Below are 18,905 nucleotides of genomic sequence, written 5' to 3' on the forward strand. Positions count from 1 at the left end.
CGTGGGACGGTATATTTGGGAAAAGTGGTGCCCGGAGACGGATTCGAACCGCCGACACTGCGATTTTCAGTCGCATGCTCTACCAACTGAGCTATCCGGGCACGCCCGGCAGGACCGGGAGAGCCGGCCTGTTAGCCGCGCTCCGCAGGGCTGTCCAGCCCGGTTTCGCCTTTTTCGTCGGAAGACGCCATCGGACCCGCGATCCGATAGCCTTCGCCCATCCAGTTGAGCATGTCGCGGTCGCGACACCCCCGGCTGCAGAACGGGCGATGGTCCACGGTGGCGGGGTTGCCGCACAGCGGGCATTTGTTACGGGAAGCGAGCCTGGACATGGCCGCCGGATATGGCAAGCATGGCGTCGCCCCGCAAGGCGAGTGCGGTGCCCAGCATGCGTTCGACCGCCGCTACCCAGTCGGGATGCGCGGCGATGACCGCCACTACTGCCGGATGCGCGGTCAGCGTGCGTTCGCCGCTGCCGCCGGTCCGCTCCGCCTGACGCAACAGCGCGCGGGCGTGGGCGGCGGGATCGGCGAACAGCTCGACCAACGAAGCGCGGCTGCGGCGGCGGACGATCTGGAGGAAGCCGAAGCCGTTGACGGCGGTGCGCTTGAACGGTTGCGGCAGGGCCGCGTCGACCGCGTCGGCGGCGGCGATGCGAACGGCCTTGTCGCCGACGGTCGGCAGGTCGATGCCGATTGATCCGGTGATGTCGAGCCGCGCGATCGCCCGCGCCGCCGCGCGCGCGCCGGCGATGGCGAGGTCGGCGGGGGCAAGGTCGCCGTCGATGTCGATCAGCGTCATCGCCGGGGTGGGGTGGATCGACAGTGCGCCGCCGACGAACATGACCGTCCGCGTCGCCGCTTCCTCGATCAGTTCGGCCCATCCGGCTTGCGTCAGCAGGTCGCGATCGTACGGGCCGGGCAGATGCGCGCCGGGCAGGTCGGCAAGGCTCGGCGCGGGACCTATGATGGCATCTGGCGCGGCGGGGCGGGCGCGGGCGCGTTTGGGCTTGCCGGGTTCGGGCAGCGCGGGGCGGGTGATCTCGATGCGCAGCGTCGCACCTTCGGTCACGGCGCGCGGCAGGGGGTGGAGCAGCGCCTCGCCATCGTCCCATGCGACGATGCCCTCGTTGCGGACAGGCAGACGGCGGACGAGGCGCGCGGTCAGGATCGTGCCGGCGCGGAGCAGATCGTCGGGGTCGATCCGCGCCTCGACGATCGCGCCATCGACGAGCCTCGCCGCGCGCGTCTCGCCGATGCCGCGCTCGACGATCCAGCCTTCAGCCAAGCGGGACGCCGGCGGTTTCCAGCAGCGCGCGGGTGTCGAACAGCGGCAGGCCGATCACGCCCGAATGGCTGCCCGACAGGAAACGGACGAAGGCTTCGGCGCGGCCCTGGATCGCATAGCCGCCGGCCTTGCCCAGTCCTTCGCCGCAGGCGACATAGGCGTCGATCTCACGCGGTTCGAGGCGTTTGAACGCGACGATCGTGTCACTGACACGGGTGCGCGCGGTGCCGTCGGGCATCAGCACGCAGACGGCGGACAGGCAATGATGCCGCCGGCCCGACAGCAGCCCAAGCAACTCGCGCTGGACCGTTTCGGTGGTGGCGGGCGGCAGGATGCGCCGGCCAACGGCGATGGTGGTGTCGCCCGCCAGCACGACCGCGCCGTCGACGGGGCCGATCGCGCGCGCCTTCGCCTCGGCCAGCCGCAGCGCATAAGGGCGCGGCAGTTCGTGCGCGAGCGGGCTCTCATCGATGTCGGGCGCTTCGACGCGGTCGGGCACCGCGCCGATCCGCGCCAGCAGGTCGCGGCGACGGGGCGAGGTGGAGGCGAGGATCAGGCGCATGGCCGGGGCCATGGAAACCGCCACGCTTACTTGAAGCGGTAGGTGATGCGACCCTTGGTGAGATCGTACGGGGTCAGTTCGACGAGCACCTCGTCGCCCACCAGCACGCGGATGCGGTTCTTGCGCATCTTGCCGGCGGTATGCCCCAGAATCTCGTGATCGTTCTCGAGCCGGACGCGGAACATCGCGTTGGGCAACAGCTCGACCACCTGGCCGCGCATTTCGAGAAGTTCTTCCTTCGCCAAACAAATACCTCGTGTGAATAGCACGCCGCAGCAAACCGGGCGGGTTCCCATAGGCGCTGCTCGCAAAAAAGGAAAGCGCGATCCGCCGGGCGCGCGGGCGGCACGGCCGGTCGATGTTCGCTGACGGTCCCGATGTGGGCGGCAAGGCAGCGAAAGGCAAGGCCCATCCGTATCGTCCACCCCGGACTTGTTCCGGGGTCCACCCAGCCGGAAACGCTGCCGCTTGAGGCTTGGGCCACATCGATCGCCGCACCGTGGGCCCCGGAACAAGTCCGGGGTGATGAAGTGGAGGGGGCGCGCCGATATGTGACTGTCGATCCGGCCCCATCCGTCACGCCGGGTTATGCGCTTTCAGGAAGTCGGTCATCTCCCGCAGGAACTGCAACCGGTCTTCGCTGCGCGAAAAGAAATGGTCGCCGAGCGGTTGTTCGACATAGCGGTGGGCCTTCCCCGCGCGTTTCAGTTCGGCGGCGAGCATGCGCGATTGGGCGACCGGCACGCGCTTGTCCTGCTTGCCGTGCATCAGCAGGATCGGCGTCGAGAAATCGGCGGCGTGGAAGCGCGGCGACACCGTCTGGAAATCGGGGGCCTGTTTGCGCAGCCAGTCGCCGATCGTCCGGCCGTTCAGGAACTGGCTGTCGTAGCGGCGCAGCGCCGCCAAGTCGGATACGCCGGCATAGGAGACGGCGCAGCGATAGAGGCCACCGTCGCGCTGTGCCGCGCGCATCGCCGCATAGCCGCCGTAGGACGCGCCGACCATGCAGACCCGCTTGGGATCGGCGATCCCCTGTTTCGCGAGATGGGTGACGGCGTCGTTCAGGTCGTCCTGCATCTTCAGGCCCCATTCGCCCGCGCCCTTGCGGGCGAACGCGGTGCCATAGCCCGACGAGCCACGATAATTGGGCTGGATCACGACATAGCCGAGTTCGGCCAGATATTGCGTCCACCAGTCCCAGCCTTCGCTGTCGCGTGCCGAGGGGCCGCCGTGCGGCAGGACGATCAGCGGCAGGTTCTTCTGCCCCGGCCGGTGGCGCGGCATCGTCAGCACCGCCTCGATCGGGGTGCCGTCGCGCGCGGCGTAGCGGATGGTGCTGACGGGCGAGAGGCGGCGGCCCTGCAACGCGGCGCTGCTCCAGCCGACGCGCTTCATCGCCGCGTCGCTGCTGTCCCAGTAATAGAGGCCGCCGGCCTGGTTGGGCGCTCCGACCTCGACCAGAAACCGGTCGCGCGCCTTGTCCCACGATACCAGCCGCGCGCGCCGGTCGCCGACCGCCTTGTCGATATTCTCCTGAAGCGTCTTCAGCTTGGGATCGAACCAGACGTTGCGCCGATAGCGGTCGGTCACGGACACGCCGGCGATGTCGTTCTCGGTCGCATTGTCGGTGATGCCGTCGACGTCATAGCCTTCGAGGCTGTAGAGCTTCTTGCCGAGCGCGAGGTCGGGCAGCGATACCTCATAGACGCTGGTGAAGCCGCCTTCGTCGTCGAAGGCGATCGCGCTGCCATCGGCGCGGAAGGTGATCGGCACGGTCAGCCCGTCCTCGTCGCGGCGTTCGCGCCGGGCGATGACGCGAAACTCCTCGGCATTGTTCGCGCGGTAGAGCAGCGCCGAGCGGCGCGTCTGGTCGCTGTATTGATAGGCGGCGCGGACCTGCCCCTCGCCATCGGCGTACCAGTCGTAGATGTTGTTGCGTCCGCCGACGATCCGGCGCGACCGGCCGGTCGAGACATCGACCTCGAACACCGCCGGGTTAAAGTCCTCCTCGCGCTCGATCCCGGTCTGGCGCGACAGCAGGATGCGCGGGCTGCCGTCGTGCGCGGTCCACAGGACATTGTCGGCACGCAGCCCCGACTTGTCCCAGTCGATGCGGTTGCTCTTTTTCAAGTCGGCGCTGATGCCGATCATCCGGGTGATGTAGACGTCGGTGCCGTACAGCATCTGCCGCGCGCCGACGCCGACGATCAGCCAGTCGTCGTTGACCCAGCGCCACCAGTTGATGTCGGTATTCTCGGGCGCGCCGAGCAGCGCCGGCTTGCCGCCGCCGAACAGGTCGGACACGACGAGGACCTGCTGCCCGCCGACCGCCTGTTTGGCGACGACCTTCATGCCATTGGGCGACAGCCGGGGCGATTCATAGGCGGGCAATGTCGCGAACACGGTGATCGGCACCGGGGCATTGGCATCCACCGCGGCGGGGGCGGGCGGCGGGGGCGGTGGCGTCTGCGCCGGCAGCGCGGTGGCCAGCGCCAGGCCGATCCAGAGCGGATGGTGCAGTATCGTCGTCATGGTTCCCCCGTTGCGGCGGGGGCGGGAGGGGCGGCGGTGTCCCCCGACACCCGCCGCACCGCCCGAATCGATCCCCCCGTCCTGTCCGACTATTGCGCGGTGGCGGGCGGGGCGCAATCGACTGTCAGCCGCCGCCGGCCAGGGCGCTCAGCAGCAGCAGCGCGACGATGTTGGTGATCTTTATCATCGGATTGACGGCGGGGCCGGCGGTGTCCTTGTACGGATCGCCCACCGTGTCGCCGGTGATGGCGGCCTTGTGCGCTTCGGACCCCTTGCCGCCGTGATTGCCGTCCTCGATATATTTCTTGGCATTGTCCCAAGCGCCGCCGCCGCTGGTCATCGAGATGGCGACGAACAGGCCGGAAACGATGACGCCCAAGAGCATCGCGCCCAGCGCCGCGAACCCCTGCGCCTGTCCCGCCACCAGCATGACGATATAATAGACCGCGATCGGCGACAGGACGGGGAGGAGCGAGGGCACGATCATCTCGCGGATTGCGGCGCGGGTGACGATGTCGACGGTGCGGCCGTAATTGGGGCGGCTGGTGCCGGCCATGATGCCGGGGTCGGCGGCGAATTGCTGGCGGACGTCCTCCACTACCGATCCCGCCGCGCGGCCAACGGCGGTCATCCCGAACGCGCCAAACAGATAGGGGAGCAAGGCACCCAGCAACAATCCGACGATGACATAGGGATTGGACAGCGAGAAATCGACGATCAGGTCGGGGAAGAACAGCTTGAGGTCGGTGGTATAGGCCCCGAACAACACCAGTGCCGCCAGCGCCGCCGAACCGATCGCATAGCCCTTCGTCACCGCCTTGGTCGTGTTGCCGACCGCGTCGAGCGCGTCGGTGCGGCGGCGGACCTCTTCGGGCAGGTTTGCCATTTCGGCGATGCCGCCGGCATTGTCGGTGACGGGGCCATAGGCATCGAGTGCCACGACCATGCCGGCGAGCGCGAGCAGCGCGGTGGCGGCGAAGGCGACGCCGATGATCCCGGCCAGTTGATAGGAGGCGACGACCGCGACGACGATCACCAGCGTCGGCAACGCGGTCGATTCGAGGCTGATGGCAAGGCCCTGGATGACGTTGGTGCCGTGGCCGGTGACGCTGGCCTTCGCGATCGACTTGACCGGGCGATAGGCGGTGCCGGTGTAATATTCGGTGATCCACACCAGCGCGGCGGTGACGGCGAGGCCGATCATCATGCACCAGAACAGGTCCATGCCGGTGAAGCTCTGTCCCGCGACCGGGGCCTGCGCGCCGAGCGCCCCTTCCACGGTCAGCGTGTCGCCGCCCGGATCGAGGAAGCCCGCGCCGCCGATCACCGCGTTCATGTCACCCAGCGTATAGCTGGCGGCGAGATAGATCGCGGGGACGGCGAGCAGCACCGTGGTCCAGAACCCCTTGTAGAGCGCGCCCATGATCGACTGGCCCTTGCCCAGCCGGACCATATAGGTGCCGATGATCGAGGTGAGGATGCACACCCCGCCGACGATCAGCGGCAGCGCCATCAGCCGCAGCAGTTCCTGCGGAGGAGCCTGAACCAGCAGCGCGATCGACACCATCGTCAGGCCGATCGTCACGACATAGGTCTCGAAGAGGTCGGCGGCCATGCCGGCGCAGTCACCGACATTGTCGCCGACATTGTCGGCGATGACGGCGGGGTTGCGCGGATCGTCCTCGGGAATACCCGCCTCGACCTTGCCGACGAGGTCGGCGCCGACGTCCGCCGCCTTCGTAAAGATGCCGCCGCCCAGCCGCGCGAAGATCGAGATCAGCGACGCGCCGAAGGCGAGCGCGGTCAGCACCTCCACCACCTCGCGGTCGCCCGGACCATGGCCGGCGATGGCGACGAGATACCAGAACACGCCCGCGATCGCGATGAGGCCGAGACCGGCGACCAGCATGCCGGTGATCGCGCCCGAGCGGAAGGCGAGGGTGAGGCCGCCCTGGAGCGAGGTCCGCGCGGCCTCGGCGGTGCGGACGTTGGCGCGGACCGAAATCTCCATGCCGACATAGCCGGCGACGCCCGAGAGGATCGCGCCGATCAGGAAGCCGACCGTCGACAGGGGGCCGAGCGTCGGGAACAGCAGGATGGCGACGACGATGCCGACGACGGCGATGGTGCGATATTGCCGGCCGAGATAGGCCTTCGCTCCTTCCTGAATGGCGGCGGCAATATCCTGCATCCGCGCATTGCCGGGGGATGCGCGCAGCACCTGCCCGGCGGTCAGCGCGCCATAGAGGACGGCGATCACGCCGCACGCGATGGCCAGATAGACGATCGTCATATGTTGCAACCCCTCCTGCGTGGGGCCGCCCGGCTGTGTCGTCGGGTCGAACCCTGTGGCGGCAGCTTATGCCGATGGGCGGGGGAGGCAAGCGGTTAGTGGTGCTGGTATCCCAGCCGGGCGGGGAGCGGCACCGGCCGGTCGCCGTCGACCAGCCACAGGCCGTTGCCTTGGTCGAACCGGCCGACCTGCGTGGCGGCGACCGGGGGCGTCGCGCCGGGGGGCAGGGCGAAGAGCAGTTCGTAATCGTCGCCGGCGGTCGCGGCGGTCAGGGCGTCGCCGCCGAAGCCGCGCAGCGCGTCGGACAGCGGCACCTTGGCCAGATCGATCGTGACCGCGACGCCGCTGGCCGCCGCCATCCGGGTCGCGTCGATCAGCAGGCCGTCGGACACGTCCATCATCGCGGTGACATGGGCAGCGAGCGTCTGCCCCTCGGCGAGCCGAGGGGTGGGGCGGCGGTAGCGACCCAGCAGGGTAGCCGGACCGTCCGCGCCCTGCGCGATGGCGAGGCCCGCGCCGGCATCGCCGATCGTGCCCGTCACCCAGAGCGTGTCGCCGGCCTTCGCACCGCTGCGCAAGGGGGCCGAGGCGCTGCGGCCGATCGCGGTCAGCGAGAGGAGGCGGGGTGCCCCGGTGGGCAGGCGGACGGTGTCGCCGCCGAGCAGTGGACAATCGAACGCGCGCAGCACCCGGTCGAGCCCGGCAAGGAACGCCCGGTCCCAGCCATCGTCGCCGATCGGATAGCCGAGCATCACCCCCACCGGCACCGCGCCCTTGGCCGCGAGATCGGACAGGTTGGTCGCCACCAGCTTCCACGCGACGTCGCCCGGCGGATCGCTGTCGAGGAAATGGACGCCGGCGATGATCAGGTCCTTGGTCAGCACGAGGCTGCCCAGATGCGCGGCGTCGTCGGTGAGACCGATCGCGCCGGGGTGGAGCGGCAGGGTGCGCAGCAGGCTAAGGAAGTCGGCCTCGGTCATGTCGCCTCGATCCATGTGCCATGGGCGTGGGCGATGGCGAGCATGCGTGCCGTGCCATTGCCGGGCCAGCTCTGTACCCATAATTCCTGCCGTCGCAGGACGCGCTCGGGCTCCATCCGTACCCATGCCAGCGGGCGGGCATCGGTGGCGCGGGTCGCGGCATCGTTCATCATCGCGGTGATCGCCGCGCAGCGTTCGTCGCCGAGATATTGCCAGACCACCGAATGCATCAGCACCCGCGTCACCCCCGCCCCCTGCGGTTCGGCCAGACGCGCGCCGAGCCAGTCGACCGCGTCCCCCGCCGCCAGATCGACCGGCCGGTCGCGCAGCATCGCGGTGGCAGCGGCGAGACGGACTTGCCGTTCGGGCTGATCCGCCCAGATATAACCGGCAAGCCGTCGCGCGAGCGCCGGATCGGTCGTATCGAGCGGGCGGAGGTCGACGCCGCGGACCGACTCGAAGGTGACGGGAACGGCGGGCGGCGGCGGGCCGCGCCAGTCGGGGCGGAGGACGACCGGGGCATCGACCGGACCGGTCGGGGTGCCGCCCAGATCGAACCGATAGCGATCGATCAGCAGGTTGAGCCCGGCGCTCGACCCGATCTCCAGCAGCTCGATACGGGGGCCGTGCCGCCGGGCGACCTCCAGCAGACCGGCCATCAGCACGCCCGATCGCATCGGTTCGTTGGTCTGTGGCGGGCCGTCGAGCCACGGCAGCAACGCCGCGTCATGGGCGATCAGCGCATCGCCCAGCACCGCCGCCGCATCGCCCTGTCCCGCAAACAGCCGGGTCAGCGCAGGATCGATTCCGCTGCGCGCCATATCGTGCAGCCCGCCGGCCAGCCGGAGCGGCAGCGCATCGGCGATCGGTTCGCCAACCCAGTCGAGCACGGCCGCACCGGTGCGGCTGTCGCGCGACAGCGCGGCGGCAAGGCCGGTGCAGACCGCGGCGGTGATCGGGGCATCCATCGCCGCGCAAAAGGCGGCTTGGCTGTGAAAGGCGGCGCGAATCAGGGCGTCATCGGGCATGACCGGCGTGTTGCGCCCGACCTTCCCCCCAAGTAAAGCCCGCCCAGCCCATGACCGATCCCATCATCATCGCCGTGCCCAAGGGGCGCATCCTCGACGAAGCGATGCCGCTGCTGGCGCAGGCCGGCATCCGGCCCGAGGCCGCCTTTTCCGATCCCGACAGCCGGGCGTTGCGTTTTCGCACCGACCGCGCCGACATCGACCTGATCCGGGTGCGCGCGTTCGACGTCGCGACCTTCGTCGCGCATGGCGCGGCGCAGCTCGGCATCGTCGGGTCGGACGTGCTGGCCGAGTTCGACTATTCGGAGCTGTACGCGCCGGTCGACCTCAAGATCGGCCATTGCCGCATCTCGGTGGCCGAGCCCGCCGACATGGCGGCGACCGACGATCCGCGCGGGTGGAGCCATGTGCGGATCGCCACCAAATATCCCTATACCACCCGCCGCCATTTCGCCGCGCGCGGCGTGCAGGCGGAATGCGTGAAGCTGAACGGCGCGATGGAACTGGCCCCGGTGCTGGGCCTCGCGCCGCGCATCGTCGACCTCGTCTCGTCGGGGCGGACGCTCAAGGAGAATGGCCTCGTGGAAGTCGAGACGATCGCCGAGGTGACGTCGCGCCTCGTCGTCAACCGGGCGGCGTTCAAGACGCGGCCGCAGGTCGTGCCGCTGGTCGAGGCGTTTCGCCGGGCGGTGGCGGCATGATCCGGCTGGATGCCGATGCGGCGGGCTTCGCCGCCGATTTCACCGCGCTGGTCGAGGGGCGGCGCGAGGCCGACGGCGATGTGGCGCGCGACGTGGCGGCGATCCTGCGGTCGGTGCGCGAGGATGGCGACGCGGCGGTGCGGGCGTTTACGCAGAAGTTCGACGGCCATGATCCCGATACGACCGGCTGGCGGATCGAGCGCTCGACGTGCGACGCGGCGCTGGCCGGGCTGGACCCGGAACTGCGGGCGGCGCTGGAATTGGCGCACGAGCGGATCGTCGCCTATCACGCCAAGCAACGGCCCGAGGATCGCGACGAGGTGGATGACGCCGGCGTCCGGCTGGGCGCGCGGTGGAGCGCGGTGGCGGCCGCCGGGGTCTATGTGCCCGGCGGGCGCGCGGCCTATCCGTCATCGGTGCTGATGAACGTGGTGCCGGCCAGGGTCGCCGGGGTCGAGCGGATCGTGATGGTGACGCCCACGCCCAACGGCGAGGTCAATCCGCTGGTGCTGGCCGCCGCGGCGCTTGCCGGGGTGGACGAGGTGTGGCGGATCGGTGGGGCGCAGGCGGTCGCGGCGCTGGCCTATGGCACCGACCGGATCAAGCCGGTCGACGTCGTGACCGGGCCGGGCAATGCGTGGGTCGCCGAGGCCAAGCGGCAGTTGTACGGCGTGGTCGGCATCGACATGGTCGCGGGGCCGTCGGAGATCGTGGTGGTCGCTGACGGCGCGAACGACCCGGCGTGGATCGCCGCCGACCTGCTGAGCCAGGCCGAGCATGACCCGACCAGCCAGTCGATCCTGTTCACCGACGATGCGGGCTTTGCCGACCGGGTCGCGCAAGCGGTCGACGCGCAGATCGCCGAGCTGGCGACGGCGAAGGTCGCGCGGGCGAGCTGGGATGCCAACGGGGCGATCGTGCTGGTGCCGACGCTGGTCGACGCCATGCCGCTGGTCGACCGGCTGGCGCCCGAGCATCTCGAACTGGCGGTCGAGGACCCCGAGCCGTTGTTCGCGCTGGTGCGCAATGCCGGGTCGGTGTTCCTCGGGCGGTACACGCCCGAGGCGGTCGGCGATTATGTCGCGGGGCCGAACCATGTGCTGCCGACCGGGCGGCGGGCGCGCTTCGCGTCGGGGCTGTCGGTGCTGGATTACATGAAGCGCACGAGCTTCCTCGGGCTGGACCGCGCGGCGCTGGGGCGGATCGGGCCGGCGGCGGTGACGCTAGCGGGGGCCGAGGGGTTGCCGGCGCATGCGCGGTCGGTCGCCATTCGACTAGGTGCGCCGGGCGAGGCGTAGCGAAGCAGCGCCGGGTGAGGTGCAGCAAAGCTGCATCGAGCCGTAGTAGGCGCTGCCGGCCGGCGGCGCGGGAAGCGCCGTCCGACGGCACGGGCTTTGCCCGTGGCGGGCCGAATTGGGTGCCGTTCGGGGCGGCGTTGCGGGCCATCGCGGCCGACCCACCCCCGGCCCCTCCCTTGTCAGGGAGGGGAGGAATTCCGCCCGAAGTTTACAAAGTTTACACTAACGACGCGCCGCATGACGTGCGTCCGTCCGACGACACGGGATTTGCCCGTGGCGGGCCGCAGTCGAGGTTGATCCATCTACCTCGCAACAAACGTCATCCCAGCGAAGGCTGGGATCTCCCGGGGCTGATGCGCGATAGGAGCCGCGAGAGGCCCCAGCCTTCGCTGGGGCGACGGGCCTGGCGGGCGGTCAATTCCGCCCGAAGTTTACAAAGTTTACACTAACCGCGCAGTTGTTGCGAACGTATCGCAACGCGAAGCGGCGGGCGCGGGACCGCGCTCGCTCTCCCAAGGGATCGACGGTTCAAACAGCGGCGCCCAGCCTGCCCCGGAACGCCGGCTGTAGGAAAGCGCGTTTCGCCCCTCGACTAAGTGGCGCGATGGCCGGTAAAGCGGGGGCATATGAACACCAAGAGCACCCGTCCGCGCGGCGCCCGTCAGGCCCGCGCCGCAGCCCGTCTTGCCGCCGTGCAGGCCCTGTACCAGCATGACATGGAAGCGACGCCGATCCCTGCGCTGCTCCACGAGTTCCACCAGCACCGGCTGGGCGCGACGATCGAGGACGTGGAATATGCCGAGGCCGACGTCCCGTTCTTCGACGATGTGGTCAAGGGCGTCGACGCGCGGCGCGCGGAGATCGACGCGCTGATCGCGGGCAAGCTGTCGAGCGGGTGGACGATCGACCGGCTCGACAAGCCGATGCGGCAGATTCTGCGCGCGGGCACCTACGAGTTGCTCGCGCGGGCCGACGTGCCGGTCGCGGCGGTCATCAGCGAATATCTCGACGTGGCCGATGCGTTCTACGACCGGCGCGAGAAGGGGTTCGTCAACGGGCTGCTCGACGCCGTCGCCAAGGTGGTGCGGGGGTAAGGACTGCCGCCGATCCTCGTCTTCCCGCGGAGGCGGGACTCCATAGCCGCCGACGGTCAGGCTGGAGCCGCGACGGTAGCGCGTATGGATCCCCGCCTGCGCGGGGATGACGATAGTGGGTGTGCGGCGTGCGGGCCGGATGAAGGTGCCGCTTACCGCACGAATACCGTCGATACGATGGCGAGGACCGTCAGCAGCGCCACGCAGACGTAGCGCAGCGGCCGCCAGCGGATCAGCAGGTACAGGCCGGCGACGATGCCGGTCGCGGCGAGCAACAGCATCGCCAGTCCCTGAATCATGCCGGTGGCCATGCCGTTGCCGGCCGGATCGCTGTTAGTGATGCGGGTGTTGAGCCCGATCGCGCCGGCGATGCCGCACCATGCGACGAGCGCCCACATCGCCCAGGTGAGGCCGTTTGGCCGCCACCATGGGCCGGGGTCGTCGGGGAGGACGGGCTCGTTCAAGGATAGCTGACCGTCTTGGGGACTTCGGGGATCGGGATGAATTCGGCCGAATCGCCCGGCACCTTGGGGAAGCGGCCCGCTTTCCAGTCGGCCTTCGCCTGATCGATCCGGTCGCGGCGCGACGACACGAAATTCCACCAGACATGGCGCGGGGTCGTGAACGCCTCGCCGCCGCACAGCATCACCCGCGCGCCGCCCGACGAGCGCAGCGTGGCGGCGATGCCGGGGCGCAGCACGTACAGCGTCATCGGTTCGAGCGTCATCCCGTCGAGCGCGGCGTCGCCATGCGTCAGATACAGCGCGCGTTCGTCGGCATTCGCGTCGATCGGGATCGCGCCGCCGGTGTCCAGCACGATGTCGGCATAGATCGTCGCGGCATATTGGGTGGTGGGGGCGGAGACGCCCCACAGGTCGCCCATCACCACCCGCGCCCGCGCGCCGCCGCTTTCGACCATGGGCAGGCGATGCGCCTCGACATGTTCGAACGCCGGGTCGATCTCTTCCTTGTCCTCGGGGACGGCCAGCCATGTCTGGATGCCCGAGAGGAGCGGGCCGCCGGCGCGTTCGTCGTCCGGCGAGCGTTCGGAATGGACGATGCCGTGGCCGGCGGTCATCAGGTTGACCGCGCCGGGTTCGATCCGGGCGTGGGTGCCGAGCGAATCGCGATGGTCGATCGCGCCGCCGAACAGATAGGTGACGGTGGCGAGGTTGATGTGCGGATGCGGGCGAACGTCGATCCCCTGACCGGGATCGAGTTCGGCCGGCCCCATCTGGTCGAAGAAGATGAACGGGCCGACCATCGTGCGCGTGCGGGTGGGCAAGGTGCGATGGACCTTGAACCCGCCGAGGTCGTGCGTGACCGGCGCGATCGTCTGAAGAAAGAAGCGGTCGTTTTCCATCAGTCGGCGTCCAGTTCGGGATAATGGCGGAAGATGCCGTCGTTGCTGAACGGCACGCGGCGGTCGCTGGCGAGATAGGCGGCGATGCCGGGCAGTTCGGCCGTCCGGTCGCGGATCATGACCAGTTTGGGATAGCGCGGCTCGAGCGTCGCCATGCGGCGGGGGAAGGCGTAGCGCAGCCCTTCGACCAACTGGAACAGCGAGGTATCGACATGGGTCCAGCGGTGGTCGATCGCCCAGGGACCGCCGTGGCCGGTGATGGCATCCTCGAAATAATCGAGGAATTTGGGCAGGCGTTCCTCGCGGAACTGCCGCGCGGTGCGGGCGGCCTCGGTGCGCTGGCCTTCGTAATATTCACCGGTGCCGACGGGGTGGTGGACGTTATGGATTTCGGCGACGAGGTCGGCGACGGTCAGTTGCAACTGGTTGGCCCAGAGGCGGTCGCGCATGCTCGACAAGGCGAGGTCGTGGCGTTCGCCGAGATATTGCAGGATGTTGGCGACCTGCGCGATCACCATGCCGTCGAGGTCGAGGAACGGCGGGGCGAGGGGCGCACGGGCGGCCTTCGCCATGCGCGCCTGCATCGCCGCGATTCCTTCCTCGCGGGCGCAGTCGCAATAATCGATACCGGCGGCTTCCAGCGGCAGGCGGATGAATTCGCCCCGCCCCTGGATCGTCGGCCAATACCATAGCTGATAGTTCAATCGCCCTCTCCCGGTGCGCGGGCGCGGATCGCCAGTGCGTGTATCCGGCTTTGCAATAGATCGGCGAGCGCCCGGTTGACCAGCCGCTGCCGCGCGACGCGGGACTGGCCGGCAAAGATTTCCGCTACGGCATCCACGGAAAAATGACTTTCGCCGGTGCCGTCGTCGCCCATGTGGCCGGCGTGATGATGGCTGTCGTTGGTGACGGTCAGCCGGATCGGATCGAGCGCTGTGCGCAGGCGATCGGCGATGATGTCGGCCAAGGGAGATGCGGCCGGGGCGGTGGTGGTGTCGGTCATCCGCCCTATATAGCCTGTTTTTGCCAAAGGGAGTCGCGTGGCGCGCGAGAAGATCAGCAAGGAGCGTCCCGGCGCGCGGTTCCATGGGCGGGTGGAAGCCGACGGGCGGCAATGCGAGGCGCCGGCATGCGACGAGGCGGGCGAATTCCGCGCGCCGCGCCGCGATGGCGGGCGTCAGGGCGACGGGCCGGGCGGCTATCGCTGGTTCTGTCTGGAGCATGTCCGCGCGTTCAACGCCGGCTATAATTACTTCGCGGGGATGACCGTCGAGGAAATCCACGACGCGCAGCGCCCCTATGCCGGGTGGGAGCGCGAGACGCGGGCGTTCGCGCATGCCGGGGCCGATCCCGCGCCGGCATGGGCCGATTTTGCTGACCCGCTGGAGGCGATCGGCGCGACGATTCGCGGGCGCGCGGCCGAACGCGCGGCGGCGCGGGCCGAGCGGCAGGACGGGCGACCGCTCACTTCGCTCGACCGGTCGGCGCTGAAGGTCATGGGGCTGGCGGTCGATGCCGATCGCAGCGCGCTTCGCAAACGCTATTCGGAACTGGTGCGGCGGTATCACCCCGATCGCAACGGCGGCGACCGCGCCCACGAGGCGGCGTTGCAGAAGGTGATCGCGGCATATCAGCAGTTGCGGACGTCGCGGGCGTTCGCCTGACGCCGCAACGCCCGCCCCCTGGCAGGGGACGGGCGTTGCGTGTCGGTCGATTGACAGGCCGGAACCGGAGCGGTTCCCATCGCGCGCTCACGCCGGGAAGTCCCAACCTTGGCTGGGAGGCCGCCCGGTTCGGCGCGCGTGGATCAAGCCTTAGCGCGCGGCGAGCTGGCGCGCGTTGTTCAGCGGCTTGGCGATGCGGAAGCGGACTTCGCGGCCATCGACGTTGCCGGTGACGAGCCGGTCGCGGACGACGAAGCGGAACGGCTCGCCGCTGTTCTTGATCGTGCCGGCCAGTACGGTCGCGCCATCGGTGGTGGTGGTGCTGGTATAGTCGAAGGTGTAGCCGTTACGCTCGATTTCGTTCGCCTGTGCGGCGAAGGTGGGGACGAGCAGGCCAGCGGCGACGATGGCGACACGAACGGCGGCGGCAGCGAACAAGGCGCGCATGATGTATTCTCCGGGCTGGGGGGTGACGCTTCGTCGCGTCGTTTCGTTGCCGGAGTTATGCCGCGGTGCAGCGTCATGCTGCAAATGCGAAGGTTCTCATCGCAATTGCACAAAACGAAATCGTTATTCGGGGAGGAAGCGATGGACGACGTCGCGCGCCAGCCGCGCCGGGCGCCGCGTGATCGCGTCGAGCGAGCACCAGGTGCTCTTGACCTCGACCAGCACTTCGCCACCGCGTTCGATCAGCGTCGAGAAATAAGCGCGCACGCCCTCCACCCGTTCGGCGACGACGGTCGCGACGATCGTGTCGTCGAGAAAGGCGGGGCGGCGGTAGGTGATCTCGTGCTTCAGCGCGACCCACAGGTGCTGCGCGACCGCTTCGGCCGGTGCGACCCGTTCCCAATAGGCGACGACGGCGTCCTGCACCCACGAGAGGTAGACGGCATTGTTGACATGACCCATGTGGTCGATGTCGCCGGGAGTTACCGCGACCGGATGCTGATGTGCCATCGCGATACGCTGGGCGCTACTGACATAGTTGTCAATGGCAAGTGGCTCCCCTCCCTAACAAGGGAGGGGTTGGGGGTGGGTCGGTTCGAGGCGGGCGTTGCAGTTCCTCGCAGGCCAACCCACCCCTGACCCCTCCCTTGTTCAAGGGAGGGGGATAAGGAGAATCAACGCTTGGCGACGACGCTTTCGGGGAGGTCCTTGCCGAACACCCGCTGGTAATATTCGGCGACCAGCGCGCGTTCGGCCTCGTCGCATTTGTTGAGGAACGACAGGCGGAAGGCGAAGCCGACGTCGCCGAAGATCAGCGCGTTCTGCGCCCAGGTGATGACGGTGCGCGGGGACATGACGGTCGAGATGTCGCCGTTGACGAAGCCACGCCGCGTCATGTCGGCCACGCGGACCATCTTTTCCACCGTCTCCTTGCCGCCGACCTTGTCGTACTCGCCCGATTTGGCCAGCACGATCCGTGCCTCGGTCGCGGCCGGCAGGTAGTTGAGCGTGACGACGATGTTCCAGCGGTCCATCTGGCCCTGGTTGATCTGCTGCGTGCCGTGATAGAGGCCCGAGGTGTCGCCCAGACCGACCGTATTGGCGGTGGCGAACAGGCGGAAATACGGGTTGGGGCGGATCACGCGGTTCTGGTCGAGCAGCGTCAGCTTGCCTTCGGTTTCCAGCACGCGCTGGATGACGAACATCACATCGGGGCGGCCGGCGTCATATTCGTCGAACACCAGCGCGGTCGGCGTCTGGAGCGCCCATGGCAACAGCCCCTCGCGGAACTCGGTGACCTGCTGCCCGTCCTTCAGCACGATCGCGTCGCGGCCGATCAGGTCGATGCGGCTGATATGCGCGTCGAGGTTGATGCGGATGCACGGCCAGTTGAGCCGCGCGGCGACCTGTTCGATGTGCGTCGACTTGCCGGTGCCGTGATAGCCCTGCACCATCACCCGGCGGTTGTGCGCGAAGCCCGCGAGGATCGCGAGCGTGGTGTCGGGATCGAACACATAGGCCGGATCGGCATCGGGCACACGCTCGTCGGCGACCGAGAAGGCGGGCACTTCGAGATCGCTGTCGATGCCAAACATCTCGCGCGCCTTCACCATCCGGTCGGGCGCGGCGAGGATCGTGGTGTCGCTGGACTGGGGAATGGTGTCGGTGATGCTCATGCGGGCCTTTCGCTGCCCCGGCGGGGGCGGTCGCGCGTCTGATAGGACGAACCGGGGGTGCGGCTCAACCGGGTTGGTCGGTCCTGACGAACCGATGGGGCGGAGGCGGGTTCCGTTTCCTGCTCCCCTCCCTGACAGGGAGGGGGGTTAGTAGCTGATTCGCCACAGTTTCAGCGGCGACCGCTTGGGCAGCGCCACCGGGGTCAGCCATGCCGGCACCTTGTCGTGCGCCAGCCGGTCGTAGAAGCCGCCGGGCGAGCGCGCGCGATAGACCGTCGTCTCCGCCATGTTGGGGCAGGTGAGCAGATAGGTCGCGCCGTGCCGCCGGGCGATTTCGCGGAACCGGTCGGGTGGCCCCTGGAACGCATGATGCACGTCGAGGATCGCGTCGCCGTTGCGGTGATACGGCCCGGCGATGCCGTCGTGATGCGTCGCGACGATCAGGCGCGGGCCGAGATCGACATGGGTGAACATCACCGCCTTCGGCAAGCGGTTCAGCGCCTGGAGCGCGGGCAGGCTGCCGCAGCGGGCACCGGCGCGCAGCACCACTTTCGTCCTGTTGTCGGGCGGGTCGATCTTCAACCGCTGGACGATGAGGCTGACGCCGGTGCTCGACAGCAGCAGCAGCGCCGCCACCGTGCCGCCGACGCGGACGAACACGCTGCGATGGGTCAGCAGCCACGGCACGACGATCCATGCCAGCGCGACCATGCCGGGCACCGCCAGCAACTGCGCGGCGGGGCCGGAGCGAATCTGCCAGAACAGCATCGCGACCGCAAAGGCGGTGAACAGCGTCACCGCCGCCCAGCCGACGACACTGGGCGAGCGCCGCGCCCGCCACGTCGCGAAGAGTGCGCCGAGCAGGCCTATGATCGGCCCGGTCACGATCGGCAGGATCGTGCGCCACGGCATGGTGTAGAGCGGTTTGGCCTCGCGCACGTTGTTGAGCCACGTGCGCGCCAGTTCTTCCGATACGCCTTCGGGGCGCGACAGGCAGTGCGGGAACAGCGTGGCGAACGCGGCGGCGAGCGCGCCGCCGGCGATCAGCCCCAGCACCAGCCGGACCGGCAGCCGATCGACCCGGAGCGCTGAGAGCAGCACCAGCAGCGCGCCGCCCGCGACCACCGCCGACAGCCACACCGGGGTCAGCGCGTCGCAGCGCATCGCGTAATTGGCATTGGACGCGAACACGACGAAGCCCAAGCCACTCGCCCCCGCCAGCGTCGCTCCATAGACGGCCAGCCGCCGCGCCTCGCCCCGGTCCCAGACCCAGCGAAGCGTCACGATCGCGCCGGCCATGCCGCAATAGGGCAGCAGTTCGAGGCCGATCGTCAACGACAGCGCCGACGACAGCCCGACCGCGAGGCCACCGCGCGCCTGTTTCGGATCGGCCAAGCCCGCGACGGTCCATGCGAGGCAGGCGAGCTGCCAGCCGTGATGGTCGATCCGTTCGGGCATGAACATCAACAGCGTCGACGAACAGCCTAGGAGGAACGCCACCGCCAGCGGCCACGCCAGCGGCGCGACCAGCCGCCGCACGCTGACCGCCAGCGCGACCAGCGCCACCCCCATCGGCAGCAACGGCGCGATGCCGACCGCCAGCCGTTCGGCCCAGACCGCGCCGGCGAAGGGCTTGAGCAGCAGGAGCAGCCCGGCGATCGGCAGGTCGACCAGCCGCGACCAGTGGATGTCGAGCCCGGTGGGCGGGTTGAGGCGGTACTGGCGCAGGTCGTACCAGCCTTGCCCGCCGAGCCAGCTCCGCACCTGCATCAGCCGCATATTGTCGTCGGTGTCGGACAGCGCGAGCCAGTGGACCGCGTTCCACCGCTGCCACAGGAACCATGCCGCGATCGTCACCCACGCGAGCAGCACCCAGCGCAGCCAGTGCCGGTCGAGGTCGCTCCAGCGCATCCGTCGGTCGTTCAAAATCGCTTCCCCCCGCGCGCCGCAGCTTATACGGCGCGGACTGGTGATCGCTCG

The 18,905-nt window shown here is 69.0% G+C and carries 20 protein-coding genes and 1 tRNA gene; 4 read left to right on the forward strand and 17 right to left on the reverse strand.

The window, feature by feature from the left end; genetic code table 11:
- Positions 1–25: 25 nt before the first annotated feature.
- From ASG37_RS08930 to ASG37_RS08965, 9 genes are all read right to left on the reverse strand, one after another.
- A tRNA-Phe gene (locus ASG37_RS08930) sits at positions 26–101 on the reverse strand.
- A gap of 30 nt (positions 102–131) precedes the next feature.
- Positions 132–332 carry a DNA gyrase inhibitor YacG gene (locus ASG37_RS17330; protein WP_082448148.1) on the reverse strand — a complete coding sequence of 67 codons (201 nt, stop codon included), beginning with the start codon at positions 330–332 and terminating at the stop codon, positions 132–134.
- Positions 310–1,287, reverse strand: a complete 978-nt coding sequence (locus ASG37_RS08935) for a ribonuclease (RefSeq protein ID WP_055758437.1) — start codon at positions 1,285–1,287, stop codon at positions 310–312. The genes ASG37_RS17330 and ASG37_RS08935 overlap by 23 nt, the downstream gene beginning before the upstream one ends.
- Complete coding sequence (locus tag ASG37_RS08940; protein WP_055758822.1) at positions 1,280–1,849, reverse strand: Maf family protein; 570 nt, start codon at positions 1,847–1,849, stop codon at positions 1,280–1,282. Before ASG37_RS08940 ends, ASG37_RS08935 begins: the two co-directional genes overlap by 8 nt.
- A 26-nt stretch (positions 1,850–1,875) precedes the next feature.
- On the reverse strand, positions 1,876–2,094 hold the full coding sequence (gene infA / locus ASG37_RS08945) for a translation initiation factor IF-1 (protein ID WP_003049127.1): 219 nt from the start codon (positions 2,092–2,094) through the stop codon (positions 1,876–1,878).
- 331 nt (positions 2,095–2,425) lie between these two features.
- The gene (locus tag ASG37_RS08950; RefSeq protein WP_055758440.1) at positions 2,426–4,381 is read right to left on the reverse strand and encodes an alpha/beta hydrolase family protein; all 1,956 of its coding nucleotides are present in this window, start codon (positions 4,379–4,381) and stop codon (positions 2,426–2,428) included.
- Positions 4,382–4,505: 124 nt separating this feature from the next.
- A complete protein-coding gene (locus ASG37_RS08955; RefSeq protein ID WP_055758443.1) occupies positions 4,506–6,674 on the reverse strand; it encodes a sodium-translocating pyrophosphatase in 2,169 nt (722 codons plus the stop codon).
- Between the two features lie 95 nt (positions 6,675–6,769).
- Complete coding sequence (thiL, locus tag ASG37_RS08960; protein WP_055758446.1) at positions 6,770–7,654, reverse strand: thiamine-phosphate kinase; 885 nt, start codon at positions 7,652–7,654, stop codon at positions 6,770–6,772.
- Entirely contained in the window at positions 7,651–8,682 is a 1,032-nt protein-coding gene (locus ASG37_RS08965; protein ID WP_055758447.1) for a DUF2332 domain-containing protein, read from the reverse strand. Before ASG37_RS08965 ends, thiL begins: the two co-directional genes overlap by 4 nt.
- A 50-nt stretch (positions 8,683–8,732) precedes the next feature.
- On the opposite strand from ASG37_RS08965, the gene hisG reads away from it, so the two are divergent.
- From hisG to nusB, 3 genes are all read left to right on the forward strand, one after another.
- A complete protein-coding gene (hisG, locus tag ASG37_RS08970) occupies positions 8,733–9,383 on the forward strand; it encodes an ATP phosphoribosyltransferase (RefSeq protein ID WP_055758451.1) in 651 nt (216 codons plus the stop codon).
- Positions 9,380–10,681, forward strand: coding sequence for a histidinol dehydrogenase (hisD, locus tag ASG37_RS08975; protein WP_055758455.1), 1,302 nt, complete (start codon positions 9,380–9,382; stop codon positions 10,679–10,681). The genes hisG and hisD overlap by 4 nt, the downstream gene beginning before the upstream one ends.
- A 626-nt stretch (positions 10,682–11,307) precedes the next feature.
- On the forward strand, positions 11,308–11,775 hold the full coding sequence (gene nusB, locus ASG37_RS08980; protein ID WP_055758457.1) for a transcription antitermination factor NusB: 468 nt from the start codon (positions 11,308–11,310) through the stop codon (positions 11,773–11,775).
- Positions 11,776–11,927: 152 nt separating this feature from the next.
- On the opposite strand, the gene ASG37_RS08985 is transcribed toward nusB, so the two are convergent.
- From ASG37_RS08985 to ASG37_RS09000, 4 genes are read right to left on the reverse strand one after another with little or no spacing between them, the layout of a single operon-like run.
- A complete protein-coding gene (locus tag ASG37_RS08985) occupies positions 11,928–12,239 on the reverse strand; it encodes a hypothetical protein (protein ID WP_156349084.1) in 312 nt (103 codons plus the stop codon).
- A complete protein-coding gene (locus ASG37_RS08990) occupies positions 12,236–13,138 on the reverse strand; it encodes a pirin family protein (RefSeq protein ID WP_055758463.1) in 903 nt (300 codons plus the stop codon). Before ASG37_RS08990 ends, ASG37_RS08985 begins: the two co-directional genes overlap by 4 nt.
- Positions 13,138–13,842, reverse strand: coding sequence for a glutathione S-transferase (locus tag ASG37_RS08995; RefSeq protein ID WP_055758464.1), 705 nt, complete (start codon positions 13,840–13,842; stop codon positions 13,138–13,140). Before ASG37_RS08995 ends, ASG37_RS08990 begins: the two co-directional genes overlap by 1 nt.
- The gene (locus tag ASG37_RS09000; RefSeq protein ID WP_055758467.1) at positions 13,839–14,141 is read right to left on the reverse strand and encodes a BolA family protein; all 303 of its coding nucleotides are present in this window, start codon (positions 14,139–14,141) and stop codon (positions 13,839–13,841) included. The genes ASG37_RS08995 and ASG37_RS09000 overlap by 4 nt, the downstream gene beginning before the upstream one ends.
- 37 nt (positions 14,142–14,178) lie before the next feature.
- On the opposite strand from ASG37_RS09000, the gene ASG37_RS09005 reads away from it, so the two are divergent.
- Positions 14,179–14,802: a J domain-containing protein gene (locus ASG37_RS09005; protein ID WP_055758469.1), complete on the forward strand. Its 624-nt coding sequence runs from the start codon at positions 14,179–14,181 to the stop codon at positions 14,800–14,802.
- A gap of 150 nt (positions 14,803–14,952) precedes the next feature.
- On the opposite strand, the gene ASG37_RS09010 is transcribed toward ASG37_RS09005, so the two are convergent.
- The 4 genes from ASG37_RS09010 to ASG37_RS09025 all read right to left on the reverse strand — a co-directional run bounded on the left by ASG37_RS09010 (position 14,953) and on the right by ASG37_RS09025 (position 18,836).
- Positions 14,953–15,249 (reverse strand): hypothetical protein, encoded by a 297-nt coding sequence (locus ASG37_RS09010; RefSeq protein ID WP_055758473.1) that lies wholly within the window; start codon positions 15,247–15,249, stop codon positions 14,953–14,955.
- A 123-nt stretch (positions 15,250–15,372) separates the two neighbouring features.
- A complete protein-coding gene (locus ASG37_RS09015; protein WP_055758476.1) occupies positions 15,373–15,759 on the reverse strand; it encodes an acyl-CoA thioesterase in 387 nt (128 codons plus the stop codon).
- Between the two features lie 164 nt (positions 15,760–15,923).
- Positions 15,924–16,925: a cobaltochelatase subunit CobS gene (gene cobS, locus ASG37_RS09020; RefSeq protein WP_055758480.1), complete on the reverse strand. Its 1,002-nt coding sequence runs from the start codon at positions 16,923–16,925 to the stop codon at positions 15,924–15,926.
- 147 nt (positions 16,926–17,072) lie between these two features.
- Positions 17,073–18,836, reverse strand: a complete 1,764-nt coding sequence (locus tag ASG37_RS09025; protein ID WP_156349100.1) for an AcrB/AcrD/AcrF family protein — start codon at positions 18,834–18,836, stop codon at positions 17,073–17,075.
- Between the last annotated feature and the right edge of the window lie 69 nt (positions 18,837–18,905).

It is taken from the genome of Sphingomonas sp. Leaf407, from assembly GCF_001425385.1.
In the GTDB taxonomy this organism is placed as follows: domain Bacteria; phylum Pseudomonadota; class Alphaproteobacteria; order Sphingomonadales; family Sphingomonadaceae; genus Sphingomonas.

What these genes read in the sequence shown, in the direction of transcription:
- ASG37_RS09025 (WP_156349100.1), bottom strand. Translation starts at nt 18,836, where the DNA reads ATGCGCTGGAGCGACCTCGACCGGCACTGGCTGCGCTGGGTGCTGCTC.
- thiL (WP_055758446.1), bottom strand. Translation starts at nt 7,654, where the DNA reads ATGACCGAGGCCGACTTCCTTAGCCTGCTGCGCACCCTGCCGCTCCAC.
- nusB (WP_055758457.1), top strand. Translation starts at nt 11,308, where the DNA reads ATGAACACCAAGAGCACCCGTCCGCGCGGCGCCCGTCAGGCCCGCGCC.
- ASG37_RS08955 (WP_055758443.1), bottom strand. Translation starts at nt 6,674, where the DNA reads ATGACGATCGTCTATCTGGCCATCGCGTGCGGCGTGATCGCCGTCCTC.
- ASG37_RS09010 (WP_055758473.1), bottom strand. Translation starts at nt 15,249, where the DNA reads ATGCGCGCCTTGTTCGCTGCCGCCGCCGTTCGTGTCGCCATCGTCGCC.
- ASG37_RS09000 (WP_055758467.1), bottom strand. Translation starts at nt 14,141, where the DNA reads ATGACCGACACCACCACCGCCCCGGCCGCATCTCCCTTGGCCGACATC.
- ASG37_RS17330 (WP_082448148.1), bottom strand. Translation starts at nt 332, where the DNA reads ATGTCCAGGCTCGCTTCCCGTAACAAATGCCCGCTGTGCGGCAACCCC.
- ASG37_RS08940 (WP_055758822.1), bottom strand. Translation starts at nt 1,849, where the DNA reads ATGCGCCTGATCCTCGCCTCCACCTCGCCCCGTCGCCGCGACCTGCTG.
- ASG37_RS08965 (WP_055758447.1), bottom strand. Translation starts at nt 8,682, where the DNA reads ATGCCCGATGACGCCCTGATTCGCGCCGCCTTTCACAGCCAAGCCGCC.
- hisG (WP_055758451.1), top strand. Translation starts at nt 8,733, where the DNA reads ATGACCGATCCCATCATCATCGCCGTGCCCAAGGGGCGCATCCTCGAC.
- hisD (WP_055758455.1), top strand. Translation starts at nt 9,380, where the DNA reads ATGATCCGGCTGGATGCCGATGCGGCGGGCTTCGCCGCCGATTTCACC.
- cobS (WP_055758480.1), bottom strand. Translation starts at nt 16,925, where the DNA reads ATGAGCATCACCGACACCATTCCCCAGTCCAGCGACACCACGATCCTC.
- ASG37_RS08950 (WP_055758440.1), bottom strand. Translation starts at nt 4,381, where the DNA reads ATGACGACGATACTGCACCATCCGCTCTGGATCGGCCTGGCGCTGGCC.
- ASG37_RS08990 (WP_055758463.1), bottom strand. Translation starts at nt 13,138, where the DNA reads ATGGAAAACGACCGCTTCTTTCTTCAGACGATCGCGCCGGTCACGCAC.
- ASG37_RS09015 (WP_055758476.1), bottom strand. Translation starts at nt 15,759, where the DNA reads ATGGCACATCAGCATCCGGTCGCGGTAACTCCCGGCGACATCGACCAC.